Source organism: Marivirga atlantica (assembly GCF_016734805.1).
Taxonomy (GTDB): domain Bacteria; phylum Bacteroidota; class Bacteroidia; order Cytophagales; family Cyclobacteriaceae; genus Marivirga; species Marivirga atlantica.
Map to the genome: position 1 here is coordinate 160,756 of NZ_JAERQG010000001.1, position 24,788 is coordinate 185,543.

The following is a 24,788-nucleotide window of genomic DNA, read 5'->3' on the forward strand; positions in this document are numbered from 1 at the left end:
AGATGAGAAGTTTCAAAGATTATTTCCTGTTGCTGCTAAAAGGTATAGCAATGGGAAGTGCTGATGTAATTCCCGGAGTATCCGGAGGAACGGTAGCTTTTATTACAGGCATTTATAACGAGTTACTGAAAAGTATCAAATCAATTGATATTGAAGCACTAAAACTTCTCACTTCTTTTAAAATAAGAGAGTTCTGGAGTCATATAAATGGCAACTTTCTTGTTACGCTAGTGGCTGGTATAGCTATTAGCGTTATCAGTTTAGCCAAATTAATGGGGTACTTACTCTTAAAGCATCCCATTTTGGTATGGTCTTTCTTTTTTGGTTTAATCATCATCTCGGCTATGATAGTAGCACGAGATATTGAAGCCCGTAACTGGAAGTCCTTCATTGCCGGTCTTATGGGTATTGCTTTTGCTTACTTCATTACGGAAGTATCTCCAGCTGAAACTCCCGAAACATGGTGGTTCGTATTAATATCAGGAGCACTAGCCATATGTGCTATGATTCTACCTGGCATCTCCGGAGCTTTTATACTTCTTATTTTAGGTAAATATAAATTTATACTGGCAGCGCTAGAGTCTTACGATGTAGTTACTATTCTAATTTTTATCGTTGGCTGTTTAATAGGGATCCTCTCTTTTTCTCGATTGATTTCATGGTGCTTAGATAATTTCAAATCTATCACAGTTGCTGTGTTAGCAGGTTTCATGATTGGATCATTAAACAAGGTATGGCCTTGGAAAATAGTGGACAGCTATAGGCTCAATAGTCATGGTGAGCAAGTGCCTTACTTGGACCACAATGTGCTCCCACATCAATATTTGGCGGAAACGGGTAATAATCCTCACTTGGTTGAAGCTTTACTACTAGCCAGTTGTGGAATATTGTTTGTCATACTCATCGAGAAAATAGCTAATAGGTTTAATCAACAGCCAAAATGAAGAAACTGGGTTTAATCGGTTATCCACTATCACATTCCTTCTCTGCCAAATATTTTAGTGAGAAATTTAAAAGTGAAAAGATAGAAGGATACGATTATCAGCCCTACCCTATTGATTCAATAGAAAAATTCTCTCAATTAATAAAATCAGAACCTCAACTTGTTGGCTTGAATGTAACCATCCCTTACAAAGAAAGTGTTATTTCTTATCTGGATGAGCAGGATGAGTTATCAAAACGAATAGGAGCGGTAAACACCATTAAAATTATTGATGGTAAAACAAAAGGATATAATACTGATTACTATGGCTTCAGAGAATCTCTAATGAATTTTATTACAAAAAAATTTAATTCTGGTGCTTTAATTTTAGGTACTGGTGGAGCCTCAAAAGCAGTAAAAGCCGTACTCTCGGATTTCAATATCCCTTTTCATTTCGTTTCAAGAGAGGCAGAAAAAGGATTTACTTATGAACAGCTTCATAAAGATACTGATATCTTGAAGACTCATCAGCTTGTGATCAACTGCACACCATTAGGGACTTTCCCCGAAGTAGATGACAAACCTAACATCCCATATAGTCAGCTTTCTGAGCACCATATGTTATTTGATCTGGTGTATAATCCTAAGGCTACTGCCTTTATGCAGGCAGGTTTTCAGCAAGGTGCATCAACAAAGAACGGTTATGATACGCTTGTTGGTCAGGCAGAAGCCGCATGGAAAATCTGGACCAATAAATAAAACCTTTTTATTTACTATCGTTTTTATAGGCTATGGACTTCAAAATCAAAAGTGAATATCAGCCTACCGGTGACCAGCCAAAAGCTATTGAGCAATTAAAAAAGGGAATCGAAGCCGGAGAGCAAGATCAAGTCTTATTAGGTGTAACCGGCTCTGGTAAAACTTTTACAATAGCCAACTTGGTTGAACAGGTTCAAAAACCAACACTAGTTCTGAGTCATAATAAAACTTTGGCAGCACAACTTTATGGAGAATTCAAGCAATTCTTTCCTGACAATGCTGTGGAGTACTTTATTTCCTATTATGACTATTATCAGCCAGAGGCTTTCATTCCTTCAAGTAATCTTTACATAGAAAAAGACCTCTCAATTAACGAAGAAATTGAAAAATTGAGGCTAAGCGCTACCTCTTCTTTACTATCAGGAAGGAGAGATGTAATTGTGGTAGCATCTGTTTCTTGTATTTATGGTATTGGTAATCCTGATGAGTTTGGGAAAAACATCATTAGAATTCAGGAAGGTGACCAAATACCACGAAACCAACTATTATTTGCATTAGTAGATATCCTTTACAACAGGACTACAGCTGAGTTCAAGCGAGGTACGTTTCGCGTAAAAGGTGATACTGTGGATATTTTTGTGGCTTATGCTGATTTTGCTTATCGAATTTACTTCTGGGGCGATGAAGTAGAGGCTATTCAAAGAATAGACCCGGAAAGTGGTAAGAAAATATCTGATGAAAAAATCATCAGCATTTTCCCGGCAAATCTATTTGTTACAGGTAAAGATGTGCTTCATCAAGCTATCTCTGAAATACAGGATGATATGATGGAGCAGGTAAAATTCTTTGAAAAGGATGGCAGATTTCTTGAAGCAAAAAGACTAAAGGAACGTACTGAGTTCGATATTGAAATGATGAGAGAACTCGGCTACTGCTCTGGAGTCGAAAACTATTCTCGCTATTTTGATAGAAGGTCACCAGGCACCAGGCCTTTCTGCCTGTTGGACTATTTTCCTGATGATTATATGATGGTTATTGATGAGAGTCACGTAACCGTACCTCAAGTTCGAGCAATGTTTGGTGGTGATAGAGCACGAAAAATAAACCTCGTGGACTATGGTTATAGACTACCTTCTGCCATGGATAACAGACCATTAAAGTTTAATGAGTTTGAAAATATGCTGGGGCAAACAGTATTTGTGAGTGCCACACCAGCTGAATACGAACTGAGAAAGACTGAAGGTTTAGTAGTAGAACAAGTTATTAGACCAACAGGCTTGCTCGATCCTGAAATTGATGTGCGACCTAGTGGTAACCAAATAGATGACCTGTTAGAAGAGATAGATGAGCGCATAAAGTTAAATGAACGTGTGCTCGTAACAACCCTAACCAAAAGAATGGCAGAGGAGCTACACAAATTTATGGGCCGGGCTAACATCAAATCACGATACATACATTCAGAAGTTGATACGCTCGATCGAGTAGAAATTTTGAGAGATTTGAGACTTGGCGAGTTTGATGTACTGGTAGGTGTAAATCTACTAAGAGAAGGACTCGATTTACCGGAGGTTTCTCTCGTTGCAATTTTGGATGCAGATAAAGAAGGCTTCTTAAGAAATCAGCGCTCACTTGTACAAACTATCGGCCGGGCAGCCCGAAATGAAAAAGGAAAGGTAATTATGTATGCCGATAAAATTACTGAATCAATGCGGACAGCTATTGATGAAACGAATAGAAGAAGAGCCATACAAAAAGCTTACAATGAGGAACACGGTATTGTACCTAAAACAGTATTTAAATCAAGAGAAAGTATTTTGGGTCAAACTGTTGCAGTAGACTCTAAGAAAACCTCTCAACAGAAATATTACGCTGGTCCTGAAGAGGCTTCACTTGCAGCAGATCCAGTTGTTCAATACATGGATAAAGCTGGCTTGGACAAAATGATAAAAGACACTCAAAAGAAAATGGAGAAAGCTGCGAAGGACTTAGATTTTATAGAAGCAGCACGACTTAGAGATGAGTGGCAGGAATTACAAAAAATCAGAGATAAAAAATAGACCTACCGCAAGCAAACATAAACAACTTTCTTAAATTTGCCCCAAATCCATAAACACATGACAAAAAAGATTATCAGCTTTTGCTTAATATTTATTCTCCTGAACTCGCAAGCATGGGCATGGGGTAAAATAGGACATAGAGTAGTAGGTGAAGTAGCTTCATTTTACCTAACTAAAAAAGCCAAAAAGAATATTTCCAAAGTGTTGGATTGTGAATCACTTGCAGTAGTCAGTAATTGGATGGATGACATAAAATCTGACGATGCCTATGACTACGCCAACAGCTGGCATTGGGTTACTATTCCTGACGGCATGTCTTATGAAGAAACTGAAAAGAATGAAGATGGTGATTTAATTATGACTATCAATAGACTGATTAAAGAATTGAAAGCTGGAAACCTGGATGCTAATACAGAAAAGCAGCACCTGATGATGTTGGTGCATTTGGTAGGTGATATCCACCAGCCATTGCATGTAGGTACGGGAGAAGATATTGGAGGAAATGCAGTTAAATTAAAGTGGTTCTGGCAGAATTCAAATTTGCACAGAGTTTGGGATAGCGAAATGATTGATAGCAAGCAGTATTCATACACTGAATTAGCTGACGCTGTAAATAACACCAGTAAAGATGAAGTTAAAAGCCTTCAATCAGATACTATTGATAAATGGTATAAAGAAGCTATGGCTTTAAGACCTCAGGTTTATGCATTACCGGATGATATGAATTTAGGCTACGAATACTCTTATAAAAACTGGGACACCGTAAAGTCACAGCTTATGAAATCAGGCATACGACTTGCCGGAATTCTCAATGAGATATATGGCTAAAATTCTTCTATAACAAGAGGAAGTTCTTCAGCTGTAAAGGTATAAGTACCTTCCTCTTTTACTTCATAGCTGTCACCATTCAATTCAACTTTTGGTGAAATAGTAACCCTGTTTTGATCCACTATTATGCGTTGACCAGCCGGAAACCATTTAGCCAACTTATTTTTAAAGGTGACAATAGTTTTCTTACCTCCAATAAATAAAGTAAACGGAAGATACTTTTCTGGGCCTATTCTTGACTCTTCCACAACTTCTCTTCCCTGGGCTTCATTACAAAATAAGTTGAAGGCCGTAAAAGGTTTATTATTAATCACCTGCATCACCAACTCTAGTAAACTATCTTTTAGCGTACTCAAATAATATTTAGTGATACCCTCATAATCTGTATCATCAATATCATTTAATAAGATGATCCCATCTACTTTAACATTTCTGGCTTGAAACCACTTGTACAGACTGGCTTCAACATAAAGCAGCGGTGCCCAACCCAGCAATTCATTTAATACATCAATGTCAAAATTTTCGTCAAGCACAAAAATTGGTGGCTCCTGCTCATCTCTTATTACGTGGTGTGAAGACATATCCTTTTTTTAATAGTCCAATATAATGTTTAGATTCATAAATATATATACATTAGCAATTGTGTTTAAACAGGATACTACTGTTTGATTGTGAAAAGATTTATTTTAATATCAGTTATTTTCGTTGGGCTAGTGAGTAGAAATTTACTTAGCCAAAACCTTGATTATATTGATAGTTTAAAGACCAAGCTCGACACCTCCAATACCGAAAACCTTTTCGAAAATTATCTGAGAATTGGATGGGAATACAGAAAATCATTTCCTGATAGTACAATCTTTTTCAGCCAAAGAGCACTTGATCTTGCAAAGGGCGCAGAAATGCAGTTCAAAACTGCTAAACCCTTAAATTACATAGGTGTTGGTTACTATTATAAAGGCGAAAATGTTAAAGCTTTCGAATATTATAATCAAGCAAAAGATTCCGCCATCATTAATGCCGATTCCGTTCAATACGGTCACTCTCTAAATAATATTGGTAGAATATATTTTAATCAGGGGAATTATATTGAGGCCTATGATTACTTCTTCCGTTCATTGGAAATATTTGAAGCTATTCAGGATTATCCTTCAATAAGTTATGGTTATAAAAGCTTGGCAGAGCTTTATCAATCACAGGACAACTATGAAAAAGCGCTGGAAATGTCACTTAAAACAGCGGATATAAGAAAGGAGTTTGATGATCCTTCAGGTGTTATATCCATTTATCTAGAAATCGCTGGGATTTATGTGAAAATGGGTAATTACAACAACGGACTTACCTATTTTACTAAAGCTTACGACATAGCAGAAGAAACTGAGGATGAGGTTAATCTAGCAATTATCAAACTAAACATTGCTAAAATGAATACCGAAAGGGGAAGGTTTGAAATAGCCCTTTCAAATGCTAAAGATGCTCTTAAGTTTCTCAGTAAATCACAGAATAAGAATCTACTCAATCAAACTAATTTTCAACTTGGCGTAATCTATTTTTATAGAGGGAATTATGACATAGCTAAAGGTTATTTTACAAGTGTTAAAGAAATTTCTTCAGAAAATAATGACATTACATTTGAAAGAGATGCCTTTTACTATTTGTCGAAAATTTATGAACGAGAAGGTAATCTGACCGCAGCATACAATAACTTTAAGGCCTACGAAGGACTAAAAGAGAAGACGGACAATGCCAATACCGCACGTCAAATCGAGCGTCTGGAGTCTCGCTTAGCTATTGAACTTAAGGAAAAAGAGAATCAGATTTTAGTACTTAATCAAGAGGCATATAAGGAAGTAATAAGAAAGCAAAGAGCACTGAATTATGCCTTAATAGCCATTGTCTTATTAGTACTACTTATGCTGGTTATGTTATTTTTTACGGCAAGAAAAAGGCGCAGACAAAACAGGCTTCTTTTACTTAAAAACAAACAGATTGAAGAGCAGCAGCTTAAAATCACTAATCAGAATAAAGAAATAAAGATCCAAAACGATAAGCTCATTATTAGAAATCAGGAATTGGATGACCTTAACAATGAGAAAGACTCAATGTTAGGAATTGTAGCCCACGACATGAAAGCACCGTTCCACAGAATTAAAGGATTGACTGAACTATTAAGGCTTTCTAAATTGAATGAAGAGCAAGAGCAATACGTTAAAATGATTAGAAATAATTCTAAGCATGGAATGTACCTTATTAACGACCTTCTTGATGTAAATGCCATTGAAATAGACAAAGATAAGCCTGTACCTAGTCAACTTGATTTAAAACGAGTTATTGAAGATATAGTAACCACTTACGTAGTTGAACTATCGAATAAAGAAATGAATGTTCAAGTTGAGTGTGAGCCAAATTCAATAATTATTACTGATAAGGTATACCTGGATAGAATACTAGATAACCTACTATCTAACGCTATCAAATTTTCTGATTTAGGTAGTGAAATAATTATAAAAGGCGGAAAGAGTGAAAAAGGGTTTTGGGTGAGCGTTAAAGATTTTGGTCAGGGTTTTACAGAGCTTGATCGGGAAAAACTCTTCAAGAAGTTCAGTAAGCTTAGTGCCAGACCAACCGGTGGTGAATCAAGCAATGGGCTTGGGCTTGCTATTGTAAAAACTTTGGTAGACCGACTAGGTGGAAAAATTAAGTTAACAAGTGAAAAAGAAAAGTTTAGCGAATTCACCGTAAACTTTCCTCTTTTTGATGAAGTAGCACCTTAACTAAAAGCCTACTTTTCCTGCCTTCCAGCCATTTTCCTTAATTGCATCAGCAGAACTTATAACTTTCTCTTTTAAAGACTCCTTATATTCCGTTAGCGCTTTTGATACATTCTTATCAAAATTAGCTACTATCTGAGCAGCAAGAATCCCTGCATTCTTAGCGCCATCTAGGGCAACAGTTGCCACTGGTACACCTCCAGGCATTTGCAAAATTGACAAAACAGAATCCCAACCATCGATAGAATTGCTTGATTTTACAGGCACTCCAATTACCGGCAATGAGGTTAGCGATGCTACCATTCCTGGTAAGTGCGCTGCACCTCCTGCACCTGCAATAATAACATGATATCCTTTTTCTTTAGCTGATTTTGCGAAATCAAACATACGCTCAGGTGTTCTATGAGCAGACACGATATCCACAGTAAATTCAGTTTTTAATTCTTCCAGAACCTTTGCAGCCTCACCCATGACTTTTAGATCAGACTGGCTACCCATTATTATAGCTACTTTCCCTTTTGTACTCATGCCTTAACTTTTATCATTTCTTTTACCTGATGAATTTTAATTCTTAAAGATTCCAGATTTGGATCAGTGATAGTAATATGACCCATTTTTCGAAATGGCTTGGTTGTTGCCTTTCCGTAAAGATGAACATGTACTCCATTAATACGCATAATCTCTTGCATACCTTCATACTGTGCCTCACCCGTATAACCATCTTCTCCTAACAAATTAACCATAGCTGAAGCAATTTTAATATCTGTATTGCCCAAAGGTAAATCTAAAATGGCTCTTAAATGTTGGTCATATTGTGAAGTAAAGTTACCTTCTATGCTCTGATGTCCACTATTATGAGGTCTTGGAGCTACTTCATTAACCAAAATTTCATCATCCTTGGTAAGGAACATTTCAACCGCCAATATACCCACCATACCTAGCTTTTCTATTACATCTTTAGCAACCCGGATGGCTTTCTCTTTTTGTTCCTTGCTGATAACTGCTGGAGATAATAGGTACTCTACAAGGTTATGTTCTGGATGGAAAACCATTTCCACAGGTGGAAAAGCATCTATTTCCCCGGATTCATTTCTTGCTACAATTACCGCTAACTCCTTTTTGAATGGAATTAAATTTTCTAACAATGCAGGAGCATCAAATCCCTTTTCAATATCCGCCTCACTTCGGATCATCTGTACACCTCTACCATCATAACCTCCCTTACCTACTTTATGTACTGCCGGCAACTTTTCTTTATGTTGCTTTAACTCTTCAAGGTTTTCAGTAAGTACAAAAGGCGCTGTTGGTATATCATTATCCTGATAAAACTGCTTTTGTACTCTTTTATCTTGAATGATCTCAATAATTTCAGGCTGAGGGAAAACCTTCACTCCTTCTGACTGAAGCTTTTTAAGTGCCTCAATATTAACCTTCTCTATTTCTATTGTGAGCAAATCACATTCCCTACCAAAATTGTAGACATCATCATAATTTTCAAGATCACCAACGGTAAAACGCTTAATAAGACTGGCACATGGAGCATTTGCGGCAGGATCCATCATCCTTAAATCTAAATTTAGGTTGATGGCACTTTGGTGCAGCATCCTTCCTAATTGACCTCCACCAAGTACGCCTATTTTAGTTTGTGTATTAAATATTTTAGCCATTTCTGATTTGCTGATGATTGGACTGCAATATTACTTACATAGTGACGAAATAAAAAAGCCTTTCCATTTTATGAAAAGGCTTTTAAGCTGTTTAGTAAGTTTTATTTAGACTTTTCGTCTTTAATTTTATCTCCGTTAATTTCTACCTTAAGTATAAACAAATCATGCTGGTCATCAATAGGAAGGAACTTATAAACCAATTTCTCTCCTGTCTTTCTGGCAATATCAATTAATCCAAGACCTGCACCACCCTTGTCAGAAAGTTTACCATGCTTTATTTGTTGCATGTACATTTTCTTAAGCTCCTCAGGTGTAGCCGCATTAACTTCATCAATAGCGCTTCTGAGTCCATCAACTTTATCTCTTGCTACTTTATTGCTGGTGATAACATAGTAAATATCTTCTTTCTCACCAATAATGAATAGTCCGTTACCAATTTGCTGACTGGTTATCTCATCAGAGTGCTTGTTCATGTTTTGAAGTGTTTCCACCATCACATGGTAAACTCTCTTTTTAACGTTTCTATCTTCGTTTTTACGCTCCATGTCAGATTCAGCCATAGAGGTAAACATTTTGGTGATTTCATGATTAAACTCACCAAGGTATACAAGGGATATTCCATTCCCCTGCATTTCTGAAAAAAGACTAAGTACCGACTTGATGAAATTAACGTTTAAATCCATCTTATTTTCTTTTATGTTATCTAGCATTTAAGTTAGTAAAGATTTAAAAATGTACCAGAGTTTATTTTAAATATTCTCCAAAATAGGATTTTTTTCTGAAAGAACTTAATCAACACCCAAATCAATGGTATCTATTGTATTGCTACTGTTCTTTTTCCCTTTTCTTTTTGATTTATTAATATCACCAAAGGTTAAATTAATACCAAATCTTATATCAGCTGCTCGTCCTTTGATAGGATTAACTATGGATAAAAGGTCGTTGGTGGCCACGCAGAGTTGAAATGGTACTAATTTCAAGGTAAAACCAGTACTTATGTTGTTAACTCTACCATTCATAAGTGTTGCTCCTGCTGCAAAATTGAAAAACGCATTATATTGAAAATTGTACATTCCGGAAAATGCCGGAACCAAGGTTCCTTTATACAACTCAGAATAAAAAATAGCCAAAGCTTTCTGTCTCCGGCTTATCTGATAGCTTCCTCCCAAGTAAATATTAGCTGTTAAGGAAGTGGAGAATTTACTCGCCTTTTCTTCTACTATTCTATTATCCAGACTATTTAACGTACTGTCCAATTCATCTTCAAACGAATCATCTAAAAAATCGGCTCCTGTAAAGGTTACACTAGTTGCAGGAGCAACGAAGTTCTTGTTATAATCCTTCCAGCTGATATATCCTAAGTCATTGATAGAGCCGAAAAACTGTATTTTTGAAGAGAACTGATAAGTAGCTCCTAAATCTAAACCAAAACCTCTGGCATTTAAAACTGCATCAATCTCATCACCATTGCCATCATCCAGAGCAGCATATCCGGCTACACCGGCAGTTCTGGCTGTAAACCCAGCGGTACTAAGCCTTATTGAATCTTCGAAGGTTCTTAATGAGAGATTAAAGTCAGAGATATCAGTATAAGAATGACCTATGAGGTACTTTATGCGAGCGCCAACCGTCATTTTACCGCCTAATATTTCTCGACCATGTGAAAGGCCTATTTCAGAAAAGGTATTGGATTTAAAAGCAAGTTTATCAAAGTTAAGATCACTGTTCTCACCCGTATTACCCAAATAAATCAAATCAACTAAAGCCTTCGGGAAACTAATCCTGTTGAAAGTTCTAAGATTAATGGTGAAAGCCGTGTAACCAACCGCACTTCTGAATCCAAGATTCAAAATAGGCACATTTACATTCCCTGTAACCCGATTATTATTTCTTAGCTTATCGTAAAAGCCTGAAATATCAAATGTACTATCTGCATTAGTTGCAGTTAGTAATTCAAGATTCGTAAAATTCTGGCTGGCATTCATTTTAAAACCTGCCAAGCCAGGAAGTGCCAGGGTGAATTTATAATCAGGCAAAAATGCTGGATTTAGATTATTAGCCTGAGGCAATGTTTTGTGTAAACCGTAACCAATCATATCAGATTGTGCATAACCTTTTAAAAACGGCAGAATAACCAATATAACGAACAGTCCTCTTTTTACTTTATTCATGTCAATCAAATTATTCATCTGAAGTATCAATATCTAAGGTATACTGAAATTGGACAGAAAGAGAGAATTGAATCTCTGCTTGGGAAGATATTTGAACTATTTCATTACCATTGTTAGCAGTAGCAACTGAAACAATTATGGCAATTCTGCTAGTTTCCTCTAAGAAATCAAGTTCATTAGATTCAGTTTGAGGATCATCTTCAATGGTTAAGAATGACTCTTTAACACTCGGATTTTCCAGGCTACCCGCGGTTAGAATTTCATCTTCAAAAAGCGTTTTTAATTCAGTACTATCCTCTGATAAGGCAACAGCTTTTAACGAAACATCAAAAGGGAGCTCATTGGCTGTTTTAAAATTAAGAATGGCATAGCGTGTATTTCCCGGGTCTATATCTTCAACCCCAAAACTCTCTTCAATATTTAATCCTGAAAGTGTTAACTCTAGTGGTAATTCAAGCTTATAGCCCACCTGAATATTAGATTCACTTGTCACAAAATTATCTGGGGTATCATTAGGATCAATAATGCCGTCCACAGCAAGACTAACAGAATCAGGACGATCATTAATGACACTTTTAAATTGTTCATCAAGTTTTAGGCTAGATTCAGAAGGCGATTCCAGTGAGCCTTTGGCCAACTCAACTGATGAATTAATATTTATTTCATTTGCATCACCTTCCTTGTAGTAAGTAAAATCAACTACATCAAAAAGTACGGGAAGACCCATTGAGTTAATATAGGTAACACTAAACCTTGGTCGTTCGAAATAATATTCAATATCATTCAGGTCATCAATATCATTAAGAAAATCAGTTTTTATAGTATTTCTTTCAGTACTAATGTCTTGTGTATTCAAGTCTCCATACAATGCTTTAAAATCAGTATCAACAAAACTTAAATTAATATCTACTGTATTCTCAAATGCTGTTAAATCAGTATTGTTAGCTTTTGTAAGCGTAAGGTTGTAATCAACAACTAACATAGTGGGTGAGTTACTTGCAATTGTAAATGTTACCTCATCAAACTCGTTTGAGTCAAAATCAGTGGTAACCGCGTTTACACCATCGTAATTCCAATTGTATTGATAATCAATTAGATTAACATTGGCTGCGCTAATGCTTAATGATAAATTACCATTTGCGGGAAAATTCTCTTCCAACTCTAAATTGATTAGTCCTCTTTCAATTTGAACCGAATCAAGATCTGATTCATAAGGCAACTCAGCTTGTCTATTTACTGTAACTTGCCCATTGAGGTTAAATTCATTTATTTCTTCCTGAGTTAAGGTTAGTGGTAAGGCTGGAAAATTTTTGTCTGATAAACTATAAAAGTCTCTGGCGCTAGAACTAAAAAGACTGTCATCTTCTATAGTTATTACTAAAACACCATCCGATTCTTCATACTCGATGGTAGAATCAGCCTCATTTAATAAATCTGCAATTGTGAAAGAAGAGTTTACCAAAGGCAGAGCCAACTCAGGACTCCATTCGATTTTCTCAGGAAACTTTAAATTGCTAAGTTCGCTGTAGCAACCAGCCAGAATCATCAAAACGAGGCACGCAGCTAGGCTCAAGTTATTTAGTTTTCTCATTTTGTTAAAGCCTTATAAGGAAACATCTATTAATACCTTCCCAATTTAGACTTAAAAAAATAGTTAATGAAATTATCAAAAAAGGAAAACAAGCAGGAAAGTCTATTTTTCATCGCTATTTCACCTGTTGGTCGGGTTCAGGAATCTATTTATGAGGTCAAAACTACAATTAGTCAAAAATATGAGACTAAAGGTGCTTTTCGCTCTCCCGGACATATTACACTACAAATGCCCTTTAAAAAAAAGGAAAATAAAATTCCTGCTATGGCAGAGGCTCTGACTGATTTTAGTGGTAGTTTCAGTAAGTTTAATATAGACCTTAAAAACTTTGGTGCCTTTGAGCCAAGGGTTGTCTACATACAGGTTAAAGAAAACCCAGAACTTGAAATACTTCAAAGTGAATTACAAAAGCTTCTTAAGCAATTTCAAATATTTAACAGTACTTATAAACTTAGAGGCTTCAATCCACACGTAACTGTAGCCTTTAGAGACTTACAAAAACATCAGTTTTATAAACTCTGGAATGAATATAAAGACAAAAGTTTTGAGTCCAGCTTTAGAGCAGAAGGGTTAACCTTATTTAAGCATAACGGAAAAGAATGGGAAGATCATTTATTCTTCCCTTTTATAGAAGGTTAGTCAAAACTAACCTGATCAGTCCGTTCATTGAGCGTAAGTCTTATTGTCTTAAGCTCACCTCTCACTGTGGTATGTATCAGATTTGATTGATCATCAAATTCTTCAAACATCATGGTGTTCGTAATTTCAAAAGTTTCAGGCTTACGTACTTTATAAATTTCCTGATAACACCAAATTACATCCTCCTCTAGCTCACTTCCCAGATAATTAAGTTCCTTTTCTTTACCATCAATCGTCACCTTAAATCTTTGGGATAGATAATTTTCAACAAGGCTATCAATGGAAGAGGTATTTTCAAGCGCCAGTATATCTAGATTAACATCGTAGGCCTTATTTAAAGTACGCTCGAAATCATCAACAAAAATTCTATGCATTACCTGAACAGCTTTATCATCTTCTTTATAAATGAGCTCTGTAACAGCTACATGGAAAGGATGAAAACTTCCTAATACAAATATTAAACCGATTATATAATTACTGATATTCATTCTGATTTTAACTGTGTCTGTTTTACAAAATTATGGTAATATTATGAGTTAATACTATAACCATAAATATAATACCAAACTTATATGGAGAACTTTAAAGTTTATTTTGAGCTCGGCTATGATCATATTATGGATATAAGAGGGTATGACCATATTCTTTTCATTGTAGCACTTGCTGCCATTTATTTATTGAGGGATTGGCGAAAGGTGTTGATTTTAGTTACTGCCTTCACCATTGGGCACTCCATTACTCTTGCACTCTCTACTTTAAACTATGTAATCATAAAGCCTGAAATCATTGAATTCTTAATACCTGTTACCATTTTCATAACTGCCTTTGTCAACCTTTTTAAAAAAGAGAGTAGTTTAAAATCGGTAAAGAAAATTCAATTAAACTATGTACTAGCCCTAGGTTTCGGTCTGATACACGGTTTAGGTTTTAGTAACTACTTAAAATCATTACTTGGTAAAAGTAGCAAGATAGTAACCGAACTCTTGGCCTTTAATCTAGGATTAGAAGTTGGTCAAATCATCATTGTATTATCTTTCTTAATAATTTCATTTATCTTTATTGACCTCTTCGGTTTAAAACGAAGAGACTGGGTACTCATCATTTCCAGTATAATAATAGGCCTGGCCTTAACACTTATGATGGAAACTAAATTTTGGTAATTTTTAATCTTATAAAGTATGAGAAAAATATGGACGCTGGTTTTGTCTTGCTTTGCTGTTTCAGCAATGGCTCAATATCAAAACCAAGGCAAATTTGAACAACTTGATTATAAGTTGCGGTCACCCAATGTTTACCGCACAGCCTCTGGGGCACCTGGTCATATGTATTGGCAGCAAAGAGCCGATTACAAAATTGATGTTACCCTAGATGAAAAAAACAACAAAATCATCGGTAGTGAAACAGTAACATATACTAATAATTCACCCGATGAGCTTACTTATTTATGGGTACAGCTAGATCAAAACATGAGAGCAAAAGATAGTGACTCTTATAAAGTTTCTGAATCTACAGTGCCTGAAAAAGCAACTGAAGGCACATTGGACGCGATGATGGGTTACCCTGACTATGATGGTGGTCATAAAATACAGAAGCTGGTTGATTCAAATGGTAACAAAATGAATTATGTTATTAACCATACCATGATGAGGATTGATTTGGATGAGCCATTAAAGGCTGGAGAGTCAATATCATTTGATATAGACTGGTATTATAACATAAACGACAGAGCTCGAATGGGTGGTCGTGGTGGTTACGACTACTTTGATGAAGATGATAATACCGTTTATACCATTACACAGTGGTTCCCAAGAATGGCGGTATACAATGATTTTGAAGGATGGCAAAACAAGCAGTTTTTAGGCAGAGGTGAGTTTGCACTTCCTTTTGGCGACTATGAGGTAAACATTACAGTACCAGAAGACCACATCGTAGCCTCAACGGGAGAGCTCCAAAATGCGGATGAAATCCTTACTGAAGAGCAAAAAGAAAGATGGGAGAAATCTAAAACTGCAGACAAGCCGGTACTTATTGTTACAAAAAAAGAAGCTGAAAAGGCAGAAAAAAACAAAGCATCCGGCACTAAAACATGGAAGTATGTAGCTAAAGATGTAAGAGACTTCGCATTTGGATCTTCTAGAAAATTCATTTGGGATGCCATGGGAGTTGACATTGAAGGCCGTACGGTAATGGCTATGTCGTATTATCCTAAAGAAGCCTGGGGACTTTGGAATGTATATTCTACTGAAGTTGTAGCACATACTTTAAAGGTATATTCAAGAATGACTATTCCTTATCCTTATCCGGTAGCTATTTCTGTTGAAGCAGCAAACGGAATGGAATACCCTATGATTTGCTTTAATTATGGTCGTCCGGCTGAAGATGGTACTTATTCTGCAAGAACTAAGTATGGCATGATTGGCGTAATTACTCATGAGGTAGGTCACAACTTCTTCCCTATGATTATTAACTCAGATGAGCGCCAATGGACTTGGATGGATGAGGGTTTAAATAGTTTTGTACAGTTTATTGCTGAGCAAGAATGGGAGCCTAATTATCCTAGTAGAAGAGGACCTGCCGGCAATATAGTGCCTTACATGAAGGGTGATAGAACCAACATCAGACCAATTATGACCAACTCTGAGAACGTTGTTCAGTTTGGTAATAATGCTTACGGTAAACCCGCAACTGCACTCAATATTTTAAGAGAAACGGTTATGGGAAGAGAGCTTTTTGATAAAGCCTTCAAAACTTATGCTGAAAGATGGGCTTTTAAACACCCAACACCTGAAGACCTATTCAGAACCTTAGAAGATGCTTCAGCTGTAGATTTAGATTGGTTTTGGAGAGGATGGTTTTACACTACTGAGCCGGTTGATATAGCTATTAATGATGTAGATTGGTACAAGATCAGCTCAATGAATCCTGATGTTGAAAATCCAATAAAGCGTAAAGAAAGAGATGCTTCCAACTATCAGGTAACTCCTGACAAGAATAAAAAAGAAGGAGTAAAAACTGTAGTAGACACGCATCCTGAATTAAAGGATTTCTACAATAAGTGGGATGAGTATGACGTAACCGATAAGGACAGAAAAGCTTATAAAACCTTTGTTGCATCATTAAACGCTAATGAGAAAAAGCTTTTAAATGGCGGTAAAAATTTCTACGAAATTCATTTCGAGAATGTTGGCGGATTACCAATGCCAATTATTTTAAAAATGACATACAAAGATGGCTCTGAGGAAACACTAAAGATTCCTGCTGAAATCTGGAAAATTCATGAAAATGAAGTGAGTAAGGTATTCATTACTGATAAAGAAGTGATTCAGTTCCAGGTTGACCCGAAAAGAGAAACAGCTGATATTGATGAAGAAAATAATTACTGGCCACCAAGAAACGTACCTAACAAGTTTGAACTATACAAGCGTGAAAGAGGTGCAGCAAGAGGGCAGTCTCCTGCTGATAACGAAATGAGCAGAGCACAGAATTAATAAACCTTAACTTCTGAAATTATAAAAGCCCTCAATTGAGGGCTTTTTTATTAAGCTTTGTTATTTAAGAATTAATGTAGTAGCATTACGGCTTAAATAAATTAAAACCATGAGAAAATATTTACTACTTGCATTAATATTAACCGGCAACCTTGCTTTCGGGCAAAAATACAAGGAGAAAAAAGGCGTATTATTGAAAGACAAAGAGCCTATGGGCCAGATAGTTGGTACCGTAAATCTCGCTAAAGCAACTGACTTGGCAATCATACAAGATGGGGACACTGCCGTTACCATTAAGCAAGAAAGAATTTTCTCTGATTTTTCTGAATTGCGCAACTTTTCCGTTTACACCTTAGATTTCAAGCAATTAGGAGAGGAGATTAAAGTTATAATCTCATATAATCTTGTTAACGAAAAGCAAATCATGAAATACATATTTGCTGAAAATGACATTCATATATATAAAGATGGCTTTAAAATAGAAGAGATAGAAGCTGCTCGCGAGAAGAAATCCGTAAAGGAAGTGCAAAATAAGCTTGATGAATTTTATGGAACTATGGAGTTTTGGAAGGAAAACATAGCCAATAATAGAGAGACTCGAAACGAAGATTTTGACAAAATTCTTGTTACACGATTACAAAATGATCCTGAAGACCGACCTAAGAATCTTCCTGCAGGGACAACTCAGCTCATTTGGAAAAAAGTGACTGATAAGACTACCGCTGAAGAATATAGAATTAACGATAAGAACGTTTGGGCACTTATAGGAGCAGCGGTATATACTGAGAAAATAAGCCAGGCTTCCATTGGTAATAAAAAATCAATGAAGATATACCTTAAGCTGGATAAGCCAAAAAAGTTATATGGAGAAATGCAGTATTATGTACCTTTCGGTTATGTGGATCTACTTAAGACTCTTGGTGAAGATGAAATATTACTCTACAGCAATGGTGAAAAATTAAAATATGAGTACGATTATAAAGATTCACCTCAGTTAAAATTGAACAAAATGGTAGATGCGCTTGAAGCTGCCGGAGAACTGTACTAATCAAACATTCCTGCAAAATGTAAAGCCCTCAATTGAGGGCTTTTTTTATTTTTAATGAAGTGCTGATTTATTCTACAGTAAAAGTTTATTAATAATTTTGCAGGTATCAGAAACAATATTCATAAACACACAGTCAACCTAAAAAACTATTGAGCATGATTGAATTTACCATTTTATATAAAGACAATTCAAAAAAGAAAATGGAAGCTGAAAGTAGAGAAAATCTCATAAAAAACTTCTCTGCTAATGATGCCACTGCTTTTCAGGAAAAAGTTAAGCAAATCCACTGGACCGAATACAATACACATTACATAGAGCATGTAGCAACCGGTAAAGTAGACCGCATTCCAATAACTGATGTAGTCGAGTAACTAATTGCCATCTACATAACCTTGCAGATAGTTATACTCTTCGGTAAGCTTGCCGTTTTCTGCTATGGTGGCATTTTTTATCACACCCTGCTTATCATCACCTAATAAATTAGGTAGTACATTATCTATTAATTCTCTACCAAAGCTTTCAGAAGCATCTCGAGGTAATTCACATGGCAGATTATCAACAGCCATTACCGTTATATTTGACTCCACTGACATTGCCGGCTCCACCGAATCAGTATCAGGATTGTAGTCATAAATTGGATCATCAATTGTTGATGGTTTCTTGGTAGAAGGTATAGAACCATCAATATCGCAGGTGATATCACCGATTAATCTAATTTTGAATTCCGGCTTAAGAATATCTTCTTTCTTAAAAAGTTTAGGAGCTCTTGGATCCCAAAATGCAGAAGCAATGAGCACATCAGTTACTTTGGCATAATCTTCAAAACCTGATTTATACATACCAGGATTTTCATGAAATTCCGTTCTGTTAAAAGTCTTACCTTCTTTATGAACATGATAATCCTGACTATTTAACTGTGTAAAAACAGGTTGATCAAAGCGTTCATGAAGAAATTCATAAGGTGATACCTGTAAAATACCCATTCCATAAAGCACTTCCATTGCTCCTTTTGCCACTCTACCTCCACCAGTAATAGCTATTTTTATAGCCGGAAGCTCAACTTTTTCGTACTCCGTCTTTAAATCTGCCAGATCGTAACATTCGTGAGCTCTTCTTAAATCAAATAAATTATATCGCTTACCAAAAGTCCAGATGGTATTATAGGCACCTACTATCCCGGCATATCTGCCGAAAGCCACTATACGTTGATTAGTTTCAGGGTCCAGCAAGCACTCATAATCTATCAGCCTTATTTTTTTGTCTAATACTGCTCGAAGTAGGTCCCTGTTGTATGGCTGTTCCTTGATAGTGTGAGAAAAGAAAAGATATGTTTTTTCAGGAATAAGCTTTTCAATTGGCACTTCTTTAACGCCTAAAAGAATATCATTATCACTTATATCCTTTACAGGGGTAAAATTGTAATTTTGATACTCTTCAGCTTTATAAACACGCACTTCGCTTTCCTGAATGTTTACTTCTGCTTTAAATTTTTCAGCTACTTCATAAGCCTGCGCTGGAGTTAAAGGCACTCGCTTATCAACAGGAATTTTATCTTCTCTTATTACGGCAATCTTCATTTAATTCGGTTCTTGTTTAGGTTGATCAGAATACTCATTTATTGGTTGGAAAACAAACCATTAATTTCCGTATCTATTTTACTTACGATCAAAGCAAAATCTTCCACATTGTTTAAATAATCAAGTTGATTCACATCTATGATGATGAGCTTCCCTAAATCGTAATTTTTAATCCACTCTTCGTAATGTTGGTTCAAAGTTTTGAGGTAATCTATTCTTATACTTTCCTCGTAATTTCTACCTCTTTTTTCAATCTGACCAACAAGTTTTGGAATATCGGCTCTCAAATAAATCAATAAATCTGGAGGTGTTATTACAGGTGACATTGACTTAAAAAGCGCCAGATAATTCTCATAATCACGCTCGGTCATATTGCCAGATTCATACAAATTTTTGGCAAAAACAAAGCAATCTTCGTAGATGGATCTATCCTGAACAACAGTATGCTCTTCTTTACGAATTCTTTTCACCTGATTGAGCCTGCTATTCAAGAAATACACCTGTAAATGAAAAGACCATTGCTTCATATCAGCATAGAAGTCCTCCAAATAAGGATTATTCTCAACAGCTTCAAATTCGGTTTTCCATCCGTAATGATGTGATAGTTTCTTCGCAAGGGTTGTTTTGCCTGCCCCAATATTTCCTGCTACCGCTACGTGTTTTAACTTTTGCATATCTGATTTTTGCCGCCACAAAAGTAAAAAAACTTAAATGGTGTGAAGTAGAATTTCGATAAAAAAGCCAATAAAATAATTAGGCCTTTGCTAATTAATCAGTTAGCCATTTTACTTTTTGTTGATCAATCAATTGCTCTTCTAAGAAATTGGTTTAATGCTAGAGCTGCCTGCATTTTTTCAGCCAAAATTTCAGGTAGATTATCCCTATAGATTGTTTCTAATGGTAGGCTCTTCATAAAATAGAACTGCTTATTGAATAGTATAGGCAGCTTTTCGGAAGCTTCTTTATAGGGTGGTTTTAGTATTTTATTTTGCTCACCTTTTATTTCTCCGAACTCTTTTTTGAAATCTCCCGTGATTATTTCCTCAAACTCTTTATCACTGTAAAGAATTTCTTGCCTTACTTTATTAAGTGTATCTGTTGATAAGGAATACATGCCTCCACCTACCATTAGCCCACTTGAGTCAATATTCACATAATAAGCGGGAAATTCTTCTTTCTTGTTAATTCTACTGATAACCGCTGCAGCGTTGGTTTTATAAGGCCTTTTATCTTTTGAGAATCTGATATCTCGGTTAATCCTGAAAACAGCATTTTTGGGTTCTATCATTATTTCAGGATCGAACTTTTGTACCTCTAGTATTAAATCTGCTAGAAATTTTCTAAAAGGTGTTTTTACCACTTTTTCGTAGCGCTTCCTATTCTCATCAAACCATTCTTTATGATTATTTTGTTCAAGTTCCTTATAAAAATTGATGAAGTCTTTAGTGAAGTAAGCCATAGTTGCAGATTAAGATTTAGGTTTTACTAAAATAATATATTAGTATTTTTGTTTATACATAAGTCATCATATTTCGGCTAATTTGAGCAATTACTACCAAATACTAGGAATAACGGAAAACGCCAACCTGGCGGAAATTAAAAGCGCTTATAAAAGGTTGGCTAAGCAATACCATCCGGATTTAAATCCTAGCCCTGTTGCTGAAGATGAATTCAAGAAGATTTCTGTTGCCTACAGGGTTTTGAGCAATACTATTAGCCGCAGTAAATATGATAGTCAACTTGCACAGAACAGGCTTGATGAAATGCGTACTTATACACGCAACACAAGCAGGTCCGATTATCAAAACCCTTATAAAAGGCCCGTTTATAAATATAGTCCGAGAAGAACAGTTTACGATAGAAAAACAGAAAGAAAAGCTACTCTCTATGCGGTTGCCATGATTGCCTCTGTGGCACTTATTGTTTATTTAGGAGCTACAATTTTCAATTATTATCAAAGCCATATGAAACAGCGATTGGTTGATAGTTTTGATAAGCAAGCAGCCACAGCAGACTCCTTATTTTATGCTGGTAAAGATGAAGCAGCATTGGTATTTGTTAAAAAGATGAGTATCGAAGTCAGTCAGCAAAAAGGACTTAGCAATTACGAATATGATTATTTGAAATTTAGAAGAAAACAAGCTGATATTGATTTTAAAAACCGTGCTTATCAGGATGCTGTCTGGGGTTATCTGTTCTACATGGAATATACCCAAAAACAGGAAGAAGATATGGTTTATAAACTTGCCATTTGTTACAAACAATTAGGCGAATTCGGAAAATCTGTATTTATTCTAAACGAGTTGCTCAATAAAAATTATAGGAGGTTCCATACACTTGCTTTAATAGCAGACATATATAAAAATGATTTAGGTAATATCCCTGTAGCTTTACAGTATTACGAAATGGGACTCGCCAATATTGAGAACACTTATAAAACTACTTATGGAGATGCTTATAGGTTATTGGTAACAGCAGAAAACACACCTAATGTTTATAAACAGATATATTTTGAATCCGCCAAAATATATTTTAGCCAAGAAGATTATCAAGAGGCCCGAAAACTTTTAGAGTGGGTAGTGTTTTTCAGCCCTCAACAAGCTGAAGGTTATGAGTATTTGTATAAAACATATAATAGACTGGACCAGCCAAAACAAGCCTGTGCTGTTGCAAGAAAGGCCAAAAGAAAAAACGTACAACTATCTGAAGAGATGAAAAACAATTGCAATGTTTAGGATTTTATCAGCCACGATTCTTATTTGTTTTTCAGTAGCCACGTATGCCCAAAGAGCATCAGCGCTTAAAAATATGAGAATACTTACTTCTGATTCTTTAGCAGGCAGAGGGTATGTTGAAAACGGAATGCATAAATCAGCAACATATATTGCTGATCAGCTGGATCAATTGGGTGCTGAACCAGCTATAGAAGTTAGTTCCTTCTTTCAGGAAATTACTCCATTTTCTGTAAATACTTTTCCATCAAAAATTACTTTTAATGCTTACGATAAAAAGCAAAACCCTAAAATCTTTACTGCAGGGAAAGATTTTTTACTGCATCCAGCATCAGCACCTATGAATAAAGAAGAGGTTGAACTCAACTATCTTCACGATGAAAAGGCGTTGGACAGGGTTAAATCCAACAAAGCCTACTACATCAATAAACATGCTTTTGACAAGGAGGCATTTCATAAAATAGAACAAGCCTTTATTGCTGATGAAAAAGTAGAAAACAGCTTATTGGTTGTATATGATAGTACAAAACTCAGTTGGTACCCGTCACAAAACCAAGCTAAAAATGCTGTTATATATAGCAACCAGCCTATTGCTGAAAAGTATATTTCTGCCAACTGGAAGTCTGTTTTAAATAATGCCTTTCAAGCTGTTAATGTAATTGGTAAAATATCTGGTAACAGGAATGATTCAGCAATTTTTTTTAGTGCCCATTATGATCATCTTGGTAGGCTCGGAGAGCATATCTTCCCTGGGGCTAACGATAATGCCTCTGGCGTAGCTCTTTTACTAACACTTGCTGAGCACTATAGTAACAATACCCCTGAGTTCGACACTTACTTTTTATTTACAACAGCAGAGGAAATTGGTTTACTCGGTAGCTACTATTATGTGACAAATCCTTTACTACCCCTAAATAAAATTAAATTGCTAGTGAACCTTGATTTAGTAGGAACAGGTGAGGAAGGAATAACTATTGTAAATGGCACTAAGCACGGCAAGATTTTTGATCTTTTTACTGGGCTGAATGCGACAAGATTATCTCAAATAAAAGCCAGAGGCGAAGCCTGCAATAGCGATCATTGTTTCTTTGATAAGGCTGGCGTTCCGGCTATTTTTATCTATACCTTAGGAGGAAGCAAGGCCTATCATGATATACATGATGATATAAGCAGCCCAAGTTTGTATGCATTTAACCAACTGCAAAGCTTGATAATCGATGTGGTAAACTCACTTTAGGCACTTAGCGTAAAAATGGAGTTATTCTGCATTTTTTTGAAACTTTTACCTTCTACAGCTGCAACAAACTGATCTGCTAAATCCTTGCGTTCAAAGAATTGTTCTGCCGTAGTTCTAGCATTATTTTGATATTTAGCGAGGAGCTCCGGTGAATTAATAAACGGAATTATTTTTTCTCTCAATTCGGATGGAATGTCAGAATCCGCATAAATACCAAAGTTTCTTTTTTCAACCAAGCCTCTGATCCACCCTTGTATGTTAGTAATAATCATTTTGCCTGAAGCAATGGCATCAAAAAATTTGTTCGGTGAATTGGTTCTAAGAACCGGCTTATGAAGAAAAGACACATAACAGGCATCTGTCACATTAAGTAAGTCTTTAACATCTTCCTTGGTACCATATGGGATAAAAAACACATTGGATAGCTCATGTTCTTTAACATACTGCTTTGTTTCAGGTAAGCTTTTTCCTTGCCCCATGATTAGAAAGCGCACAGGTAAATCCTTAAAGTATTGAGCACATCGGATTAAACTCATCAAATCATTTACTGGGCCAACGGCTCCAAAATAACTGATCACAAATTTATTTTTAACGCCAAAATGAAGTTCTAAATCAGGATCTTTTTCTTTTACCATCCCGAAAAAATCACAGTCAGCCACATTGGGTATTAACTGTACCTCCTTATTTTTCACCGTTGCTTCAATATGGTTTCTCATCCCTGGTGAAAGCGCTATAATTCTTTCCGATTCTTTGTAAATATCCTTTTCAGTATTTTTCAAAAAATCCTTTAAGAATATATTCTTGACCACTCCCATTTGTATAGGTGCTTCTGGCCACAAATCCCTTACCTCAAAAATGTAGGGGATGGAATATCTACTTTTAAGCCATAGAGCAATTTTACCAACGGTTAAAGGGGTACTGGTAGCAATGCATTTGTCAAAATCGTGGTTTTTTCTAAGCCACCTTTTACTCTTCTGTACAAAACCAAAGAAAGCTTTAACCCTCTTCCAAAAGCTGAAAGTATTGCTGTAGTTTACGGGTAAATAAACCGTTTTTATTCCATCAACATTCTTCTCTAGCATGGCAGCCTCATTATGAGCAGTAAGCATTGTCACTTCATGCCCAGCCTCAACTAGTGATTTTGCCATATAGTAGGAACGATTAGCCCCGCCCTCATCAGGCGTTTTAAAATATTGATGAATGTAAAGTAATTTCAAGCTTTTAAAATTGATTTCATTTAATTAAGCCAATATTAAGAAATCTATAAATAATACAAGAATTGCCGATTAAATATTTTGGCTAAT

23 protein-coding genes are annotated in these 24,788 nt (G+C 35.8%); 12 read left to right on the forward strand and 11 right to left on the reverse strand.

Annotated elements, in window-relative coordinates; translation table 11 throughout:
- Nucleotides 1–2: 2 nt before the first annotated feature.
- From JKP34_RS00785 to JKP34_RS00800, 4 genes are read left to right on the forward strand one after another with little or no spacing between them, the layout of a single operon-like run.
- Nucleotides 3–944 (forward strand): DUF368 domain-containing protein, encoded by a 942-nt coding sequence (locus tag JKP34_RS00785; protein ID WP_201916709.1) that lies wholly within the window; start codon nucleotides 3–5, stop codon nucleotides 942–944.
- Nucleotides 941–1,681 carry a shikimate dehydrogenase family protein gene (locus JKP34_RS00790; protein ID WP_201916711.1) on the forward strand — a complete coding sequence of 247 codons (741 nt, stop codon included), beginning with the start codon at nucleotides 941–943 and terminating at the stop codon, nucleotides 1,679–1,681. The genes JKP34_RS00785 and JKP34_RS00790 overlap by 4 nt, the downstream gene beginning before the upstream one ends.
- Before the next feature lie 32 nt (nucleotides 1,682–1,713).
- Complete coding sequence (uvrB, locus tag JKP34_RS00795) at nucleotides 1,714–3,738, forward strand: excinuclease ABC subunit UvrB (RefSeq protein WP_201916713.1); 2,025 nt, start codon at nucleotides 1,714–1,716, stop codon at nucleotides 3,736–3,738.
- 57 nt (nucleotides 3,739–3,795) lie between these two features.
- On the forward strand, nucleotides 3,796–4,566 hold the full coding sequence (locus JKP34_RS00800; RefSeq protein WP_201916715.1) for a S1/P1 nuclease: 771 nt from the start codon (nucleotides 3,796–3,798) through the stop codon (nucleotides 4,564–4,566).
- Here the strand turns inward: JKP34_RS00800 and JKP34_RS00805 are convergent.
- Nucleotides 4,563–5,147 carry a hypothetical protein gene (locus JKP34_RS00805; protein ID WP_201916717.1) on the reverse strand — a complete coding sequence of 195 codons (585 nt, stop codon included), beginning with the start codon at nucleotides 5,145–5,147 and terminating at the stop codon, nucleotides 4,563–4,565. The two genes, JKP34_RS00800 and JKP34_RS00805, sit on opposite strands and share 4 nt — an antisense overlap.
- 90 nt (nucleotides 5,148–5,237) lie before the next feature.
- On the opposite strand from JKP34_RS00805, the gene JKP34_RS00810 reads away from it, so the two are divergent.
- A complete protein-coding gene (locus JKP34_RS00810; protein ID WP_201916720.1) occupies nucleotides 5,238–7,337 on the forward strand; it encodes a tetratricopeptide repeat-containing sensor histidine kinase in 2,100 nt (699 codons plus the stop codon).
- Here JKP34_RS00810 and purE read toward each other — a convergent pair whose 3' ends face one another.
- The 5 genes from purE to JKP34_RS00835 all read right to left on the reverse strand — a co-directional run bounded on the left by purE (nucleotide 7,338) and on the right by JKP34_RS00835 (nucleotide 12,763).
- The gene (gene purE / locus JKP34_RS00815; protein WP_201916722.1) at nucleotides 7,338–7,862 is read right to left on the reverse strand and encodes a 5-(carboxyamino)imidazole ribonucleotide mutase; all 525 of its coding nucleotides are present in this window, start codon (nucleotides 7,860–7,862) and stop codon (nucleotides 7,338–7,340) included.
- On the reverse strand, nucleotides 7,859–9,001 hold the full coding sequence (locus JKP34_RS00820) for a 5-(carboxyamino)imidazole ribonucleotide synthase (protein ID WP_201916724.1): 1,143 nt from the start codon (nucleotides 8,999–9,001) through the stop codon (nucleotides 7,859–7,861). Before JKP34_RS00820 ends, purE begins: the two co-directional genes overlap by 4 nt.
- Nucleotides 9,002–9,102: 101 nt before the next feature.
- Nucleotides 9,103–9,711 carry a SiaB family protein kinase gene (locus tag JKP34_RS00825; RefSeq protein WP_201916726.1) on the reverse strand — a complete coding sequence of 203 codons (609 nt, stop codon included), beginning with the start codon at nucleotides 9,709–9,711 and terminating at the stop codon, nucleotides 9,103–9,105.
- A 78-nt stretch (nucleotides 9,712–9,789) separates the two neighbouring features.
- Nucleotides 9,790–11,172, reverse strand: coding sequence for a DUF5723 family protein (locus JKP34_RS00830; protein WP_201916728.1), 1,383 nt, complete (start codon nucleotides 11,170–11,172; stop codon nucleotides 9,790–9,792).
- A 10-nt stretch (nucleotides 11,173–11,182) separates the two neighbouring features.
- Nucleotides 11,183–12,763 carry a hypothetical protein gene (locus JKP34_RS00835; protein WP_201916730.1) on the reverse strand — a complete coding sequence of 527 codons (1,581 nt, stop codon included), beginning with the start codon at nucleotides 12,761–12,763 and terminating at the stop codon, nucleotides 11,183–11,185.
- Between the two features lie 66 nt (nucleotides 12,764–12,829).
- Here JKP34_RS00835 and JKP34_RS00840 point away from each other — a divergent pair, with 66 nt between their 5' ends.
- Nucleotides 12,830–13,402, forward strand: a complete 573-nt coding sequence (locus JKP34_RS00840) for a 2'-5' RNA ligase family protein (protein WP_201916732.1) — start codon at nucleotides 12,830–12,832, stop codon at nucleotides 13,400–13,402.
- Here JKP34_RS00840 and JKP34_RS00845 read toward each other — a convergent pair.
- Nucleotides 13,399–13,890 (reverse strand): DUF6702 family protein, encoded by a 492-nt coding sequence (locus JKP34_RS00845; protein WP_201916733.1) that lies wholly within the window; start codon nucleotides 13,888–13,890, stop codon nucleotides 13,399–13,401. The two genes, JKP34_RS00840 and JKP34_RS00845, sit on opposite strands and share 4 nt — an antisense overlap.
- Nucleotides 13,891–13,974: 84 nt before the next feature.
- Here JKP34_RS00845 and JKP34_RS00850 point away from each other — a divergent pair, with 84 nt between their 5' ends.
- From JKP34_RS00850 to JKP34_RS00865, 4 genes are all read left to right on the forward strand, one after another.
- The gene (locus JKP34_RS00850) at nucleotides 13,975–14,562 is read left to right on the forward strand and encodes a HupE/UreJ family protein (RefSeq protein WP_201916734.1); all 588 of its coding nucleotides are present in this window, start codon (nucleotides 13,975–13,977) and stop codon (nucleotides 14,560–14,562) included.
- A gap of 18 nt (nucleotides 14,563–14,580) precedes the next feature.
- Complete coding sequence (locus JKP34_RS00855) at nucleotides 14,581–16,890, forward strand: M1 family metallopeptidase (RefSeq protein ID WP_201916735.1); 2,310 nt, start codon at nucleotides 14,581–14,583, stop codon at nucleotides 16,888–16,890.
- A 109-nt stretch (nucleotides 16,891–16,999) separates the two neighbouring features.
- The gene (locus JKP34_RS00860; RefSeq protein WP_201916736.1) at nucleotides 17,000–17,938 is read left to right on the forward strand and encodes a hypothetical protein; all 939 of its coding nucleotides are present in this window, start codon (nucleotides 17,000–17,002) and stop codon (nucleotides 17,936–17,938) included.
- Nucleotides 17,939–18,093: 155 nt separating this feature from the next.
- Complete coding sequence (locus JKP34_RS00865; RefSeq protein WP_201916738.1) at nucleotides 18,094–18,309, forward strand: hypothetical protein; 216 nt, start codon at nucleotides 18,094–18,096, stop codon at nucleotides 18,307–18,309.
- Here the strand turns inward: JKP34_RS00865 and JKP34_RS00870 are convergent, their stop codons facing one another.
- From JKP34_RS00870 to JKP34_RS00880, 3 genes are all read right to left on the reverse strand, one after another.
- Entirely contained in the window at nucleotides 18,310–19,515 is a 1,206-nt protein-coding gene (locus tag JKP34_RS00870; RefSeq protein ID WP_201916740.1) for an NAD(P)-dependent oxidoreductase, read from the reverse strand.
- Nucleotides 19,516–19,553: 38 nt separating this feature from the next.
- Nucleotides 19,554–20,189 (reverse strand): deoxynucleoside kinase, encoded by a 636-nt coding sequence (locus tag JKP34_RS00875; RefSeq protein ID WP_201916742.1) that lies wholly within the window; start codon nucleotides 20,187–20,189, stop codon nucleotides 19,554–19,556.
- A 125-nt stretch (nucleotides 20,190–20,314) separates the two neighbouring features.
- Nucleotides 20,315–20,974: a DUF2461 domain-containing protein gene (locus JKP34_RS00880; protein WP_201916744.1), complete on the reverse strand. Its 660-nt coding sequence runs from the start codon at nucleotides 20,972–20,974 to the stop codon at nucleotides 20,315–20,317.
- An 82-nt stretch (nucleotides 20,975–21,056) separates the two neighbouring features.
- Between JKP34_RS00880 and JKP34_RS18265 the strand changes: the two genes are divergently transcribed.
- The gene (locus JKP34_RS18265; RefSeq protein WP_201916746.1) at nucleotides 21,057–22,250 is read left to right on the forward strand and encodes a J domain-containing protein; all 1,194 of its coding nucleotides are present in this window, start codon (nucleotides 21,057–21,059) and stop codon (nucleotides 22,248–22,250) included.
- Nucleotides 22,243–23,484: a M28 family metallopeptidase gene (locus JKP34_RS00890; RefSeq protein ID WP_201916748.1), complete on the forward strand. Its 1,242-nt coding sequence runs from the start codon at nucleotides 22,243–22,245 to the stop codon at nucleotides 23,482–23,484. Before JKP34_RS18265 ends, JKP34_RS00890 begins: the two co-directional genes overlap by 8 nt.
- On the opposite strand, the gene JKP34_RS00895 is transcribed toward JKP34_RS00890, so the two are convergent.
- Nucleotides 23,481–24,701, reverse strand: coding sequence for a glycosyltransferase family 4 protein (locus JKP34_RS00895; RefSeq protein ID WP_201916750.1), 1,221 nt, complete (start codon nucleotides 24,699–24,701; stop codon nucleotides 23,481–23,483). The genes JKP34_RS00890 and JKP34_RS00895 overlap by 4 nt on opposite strands.
- Between the last annotated feature and the right edge of the window lie 87 nt (nucleotides 24,702–24,788).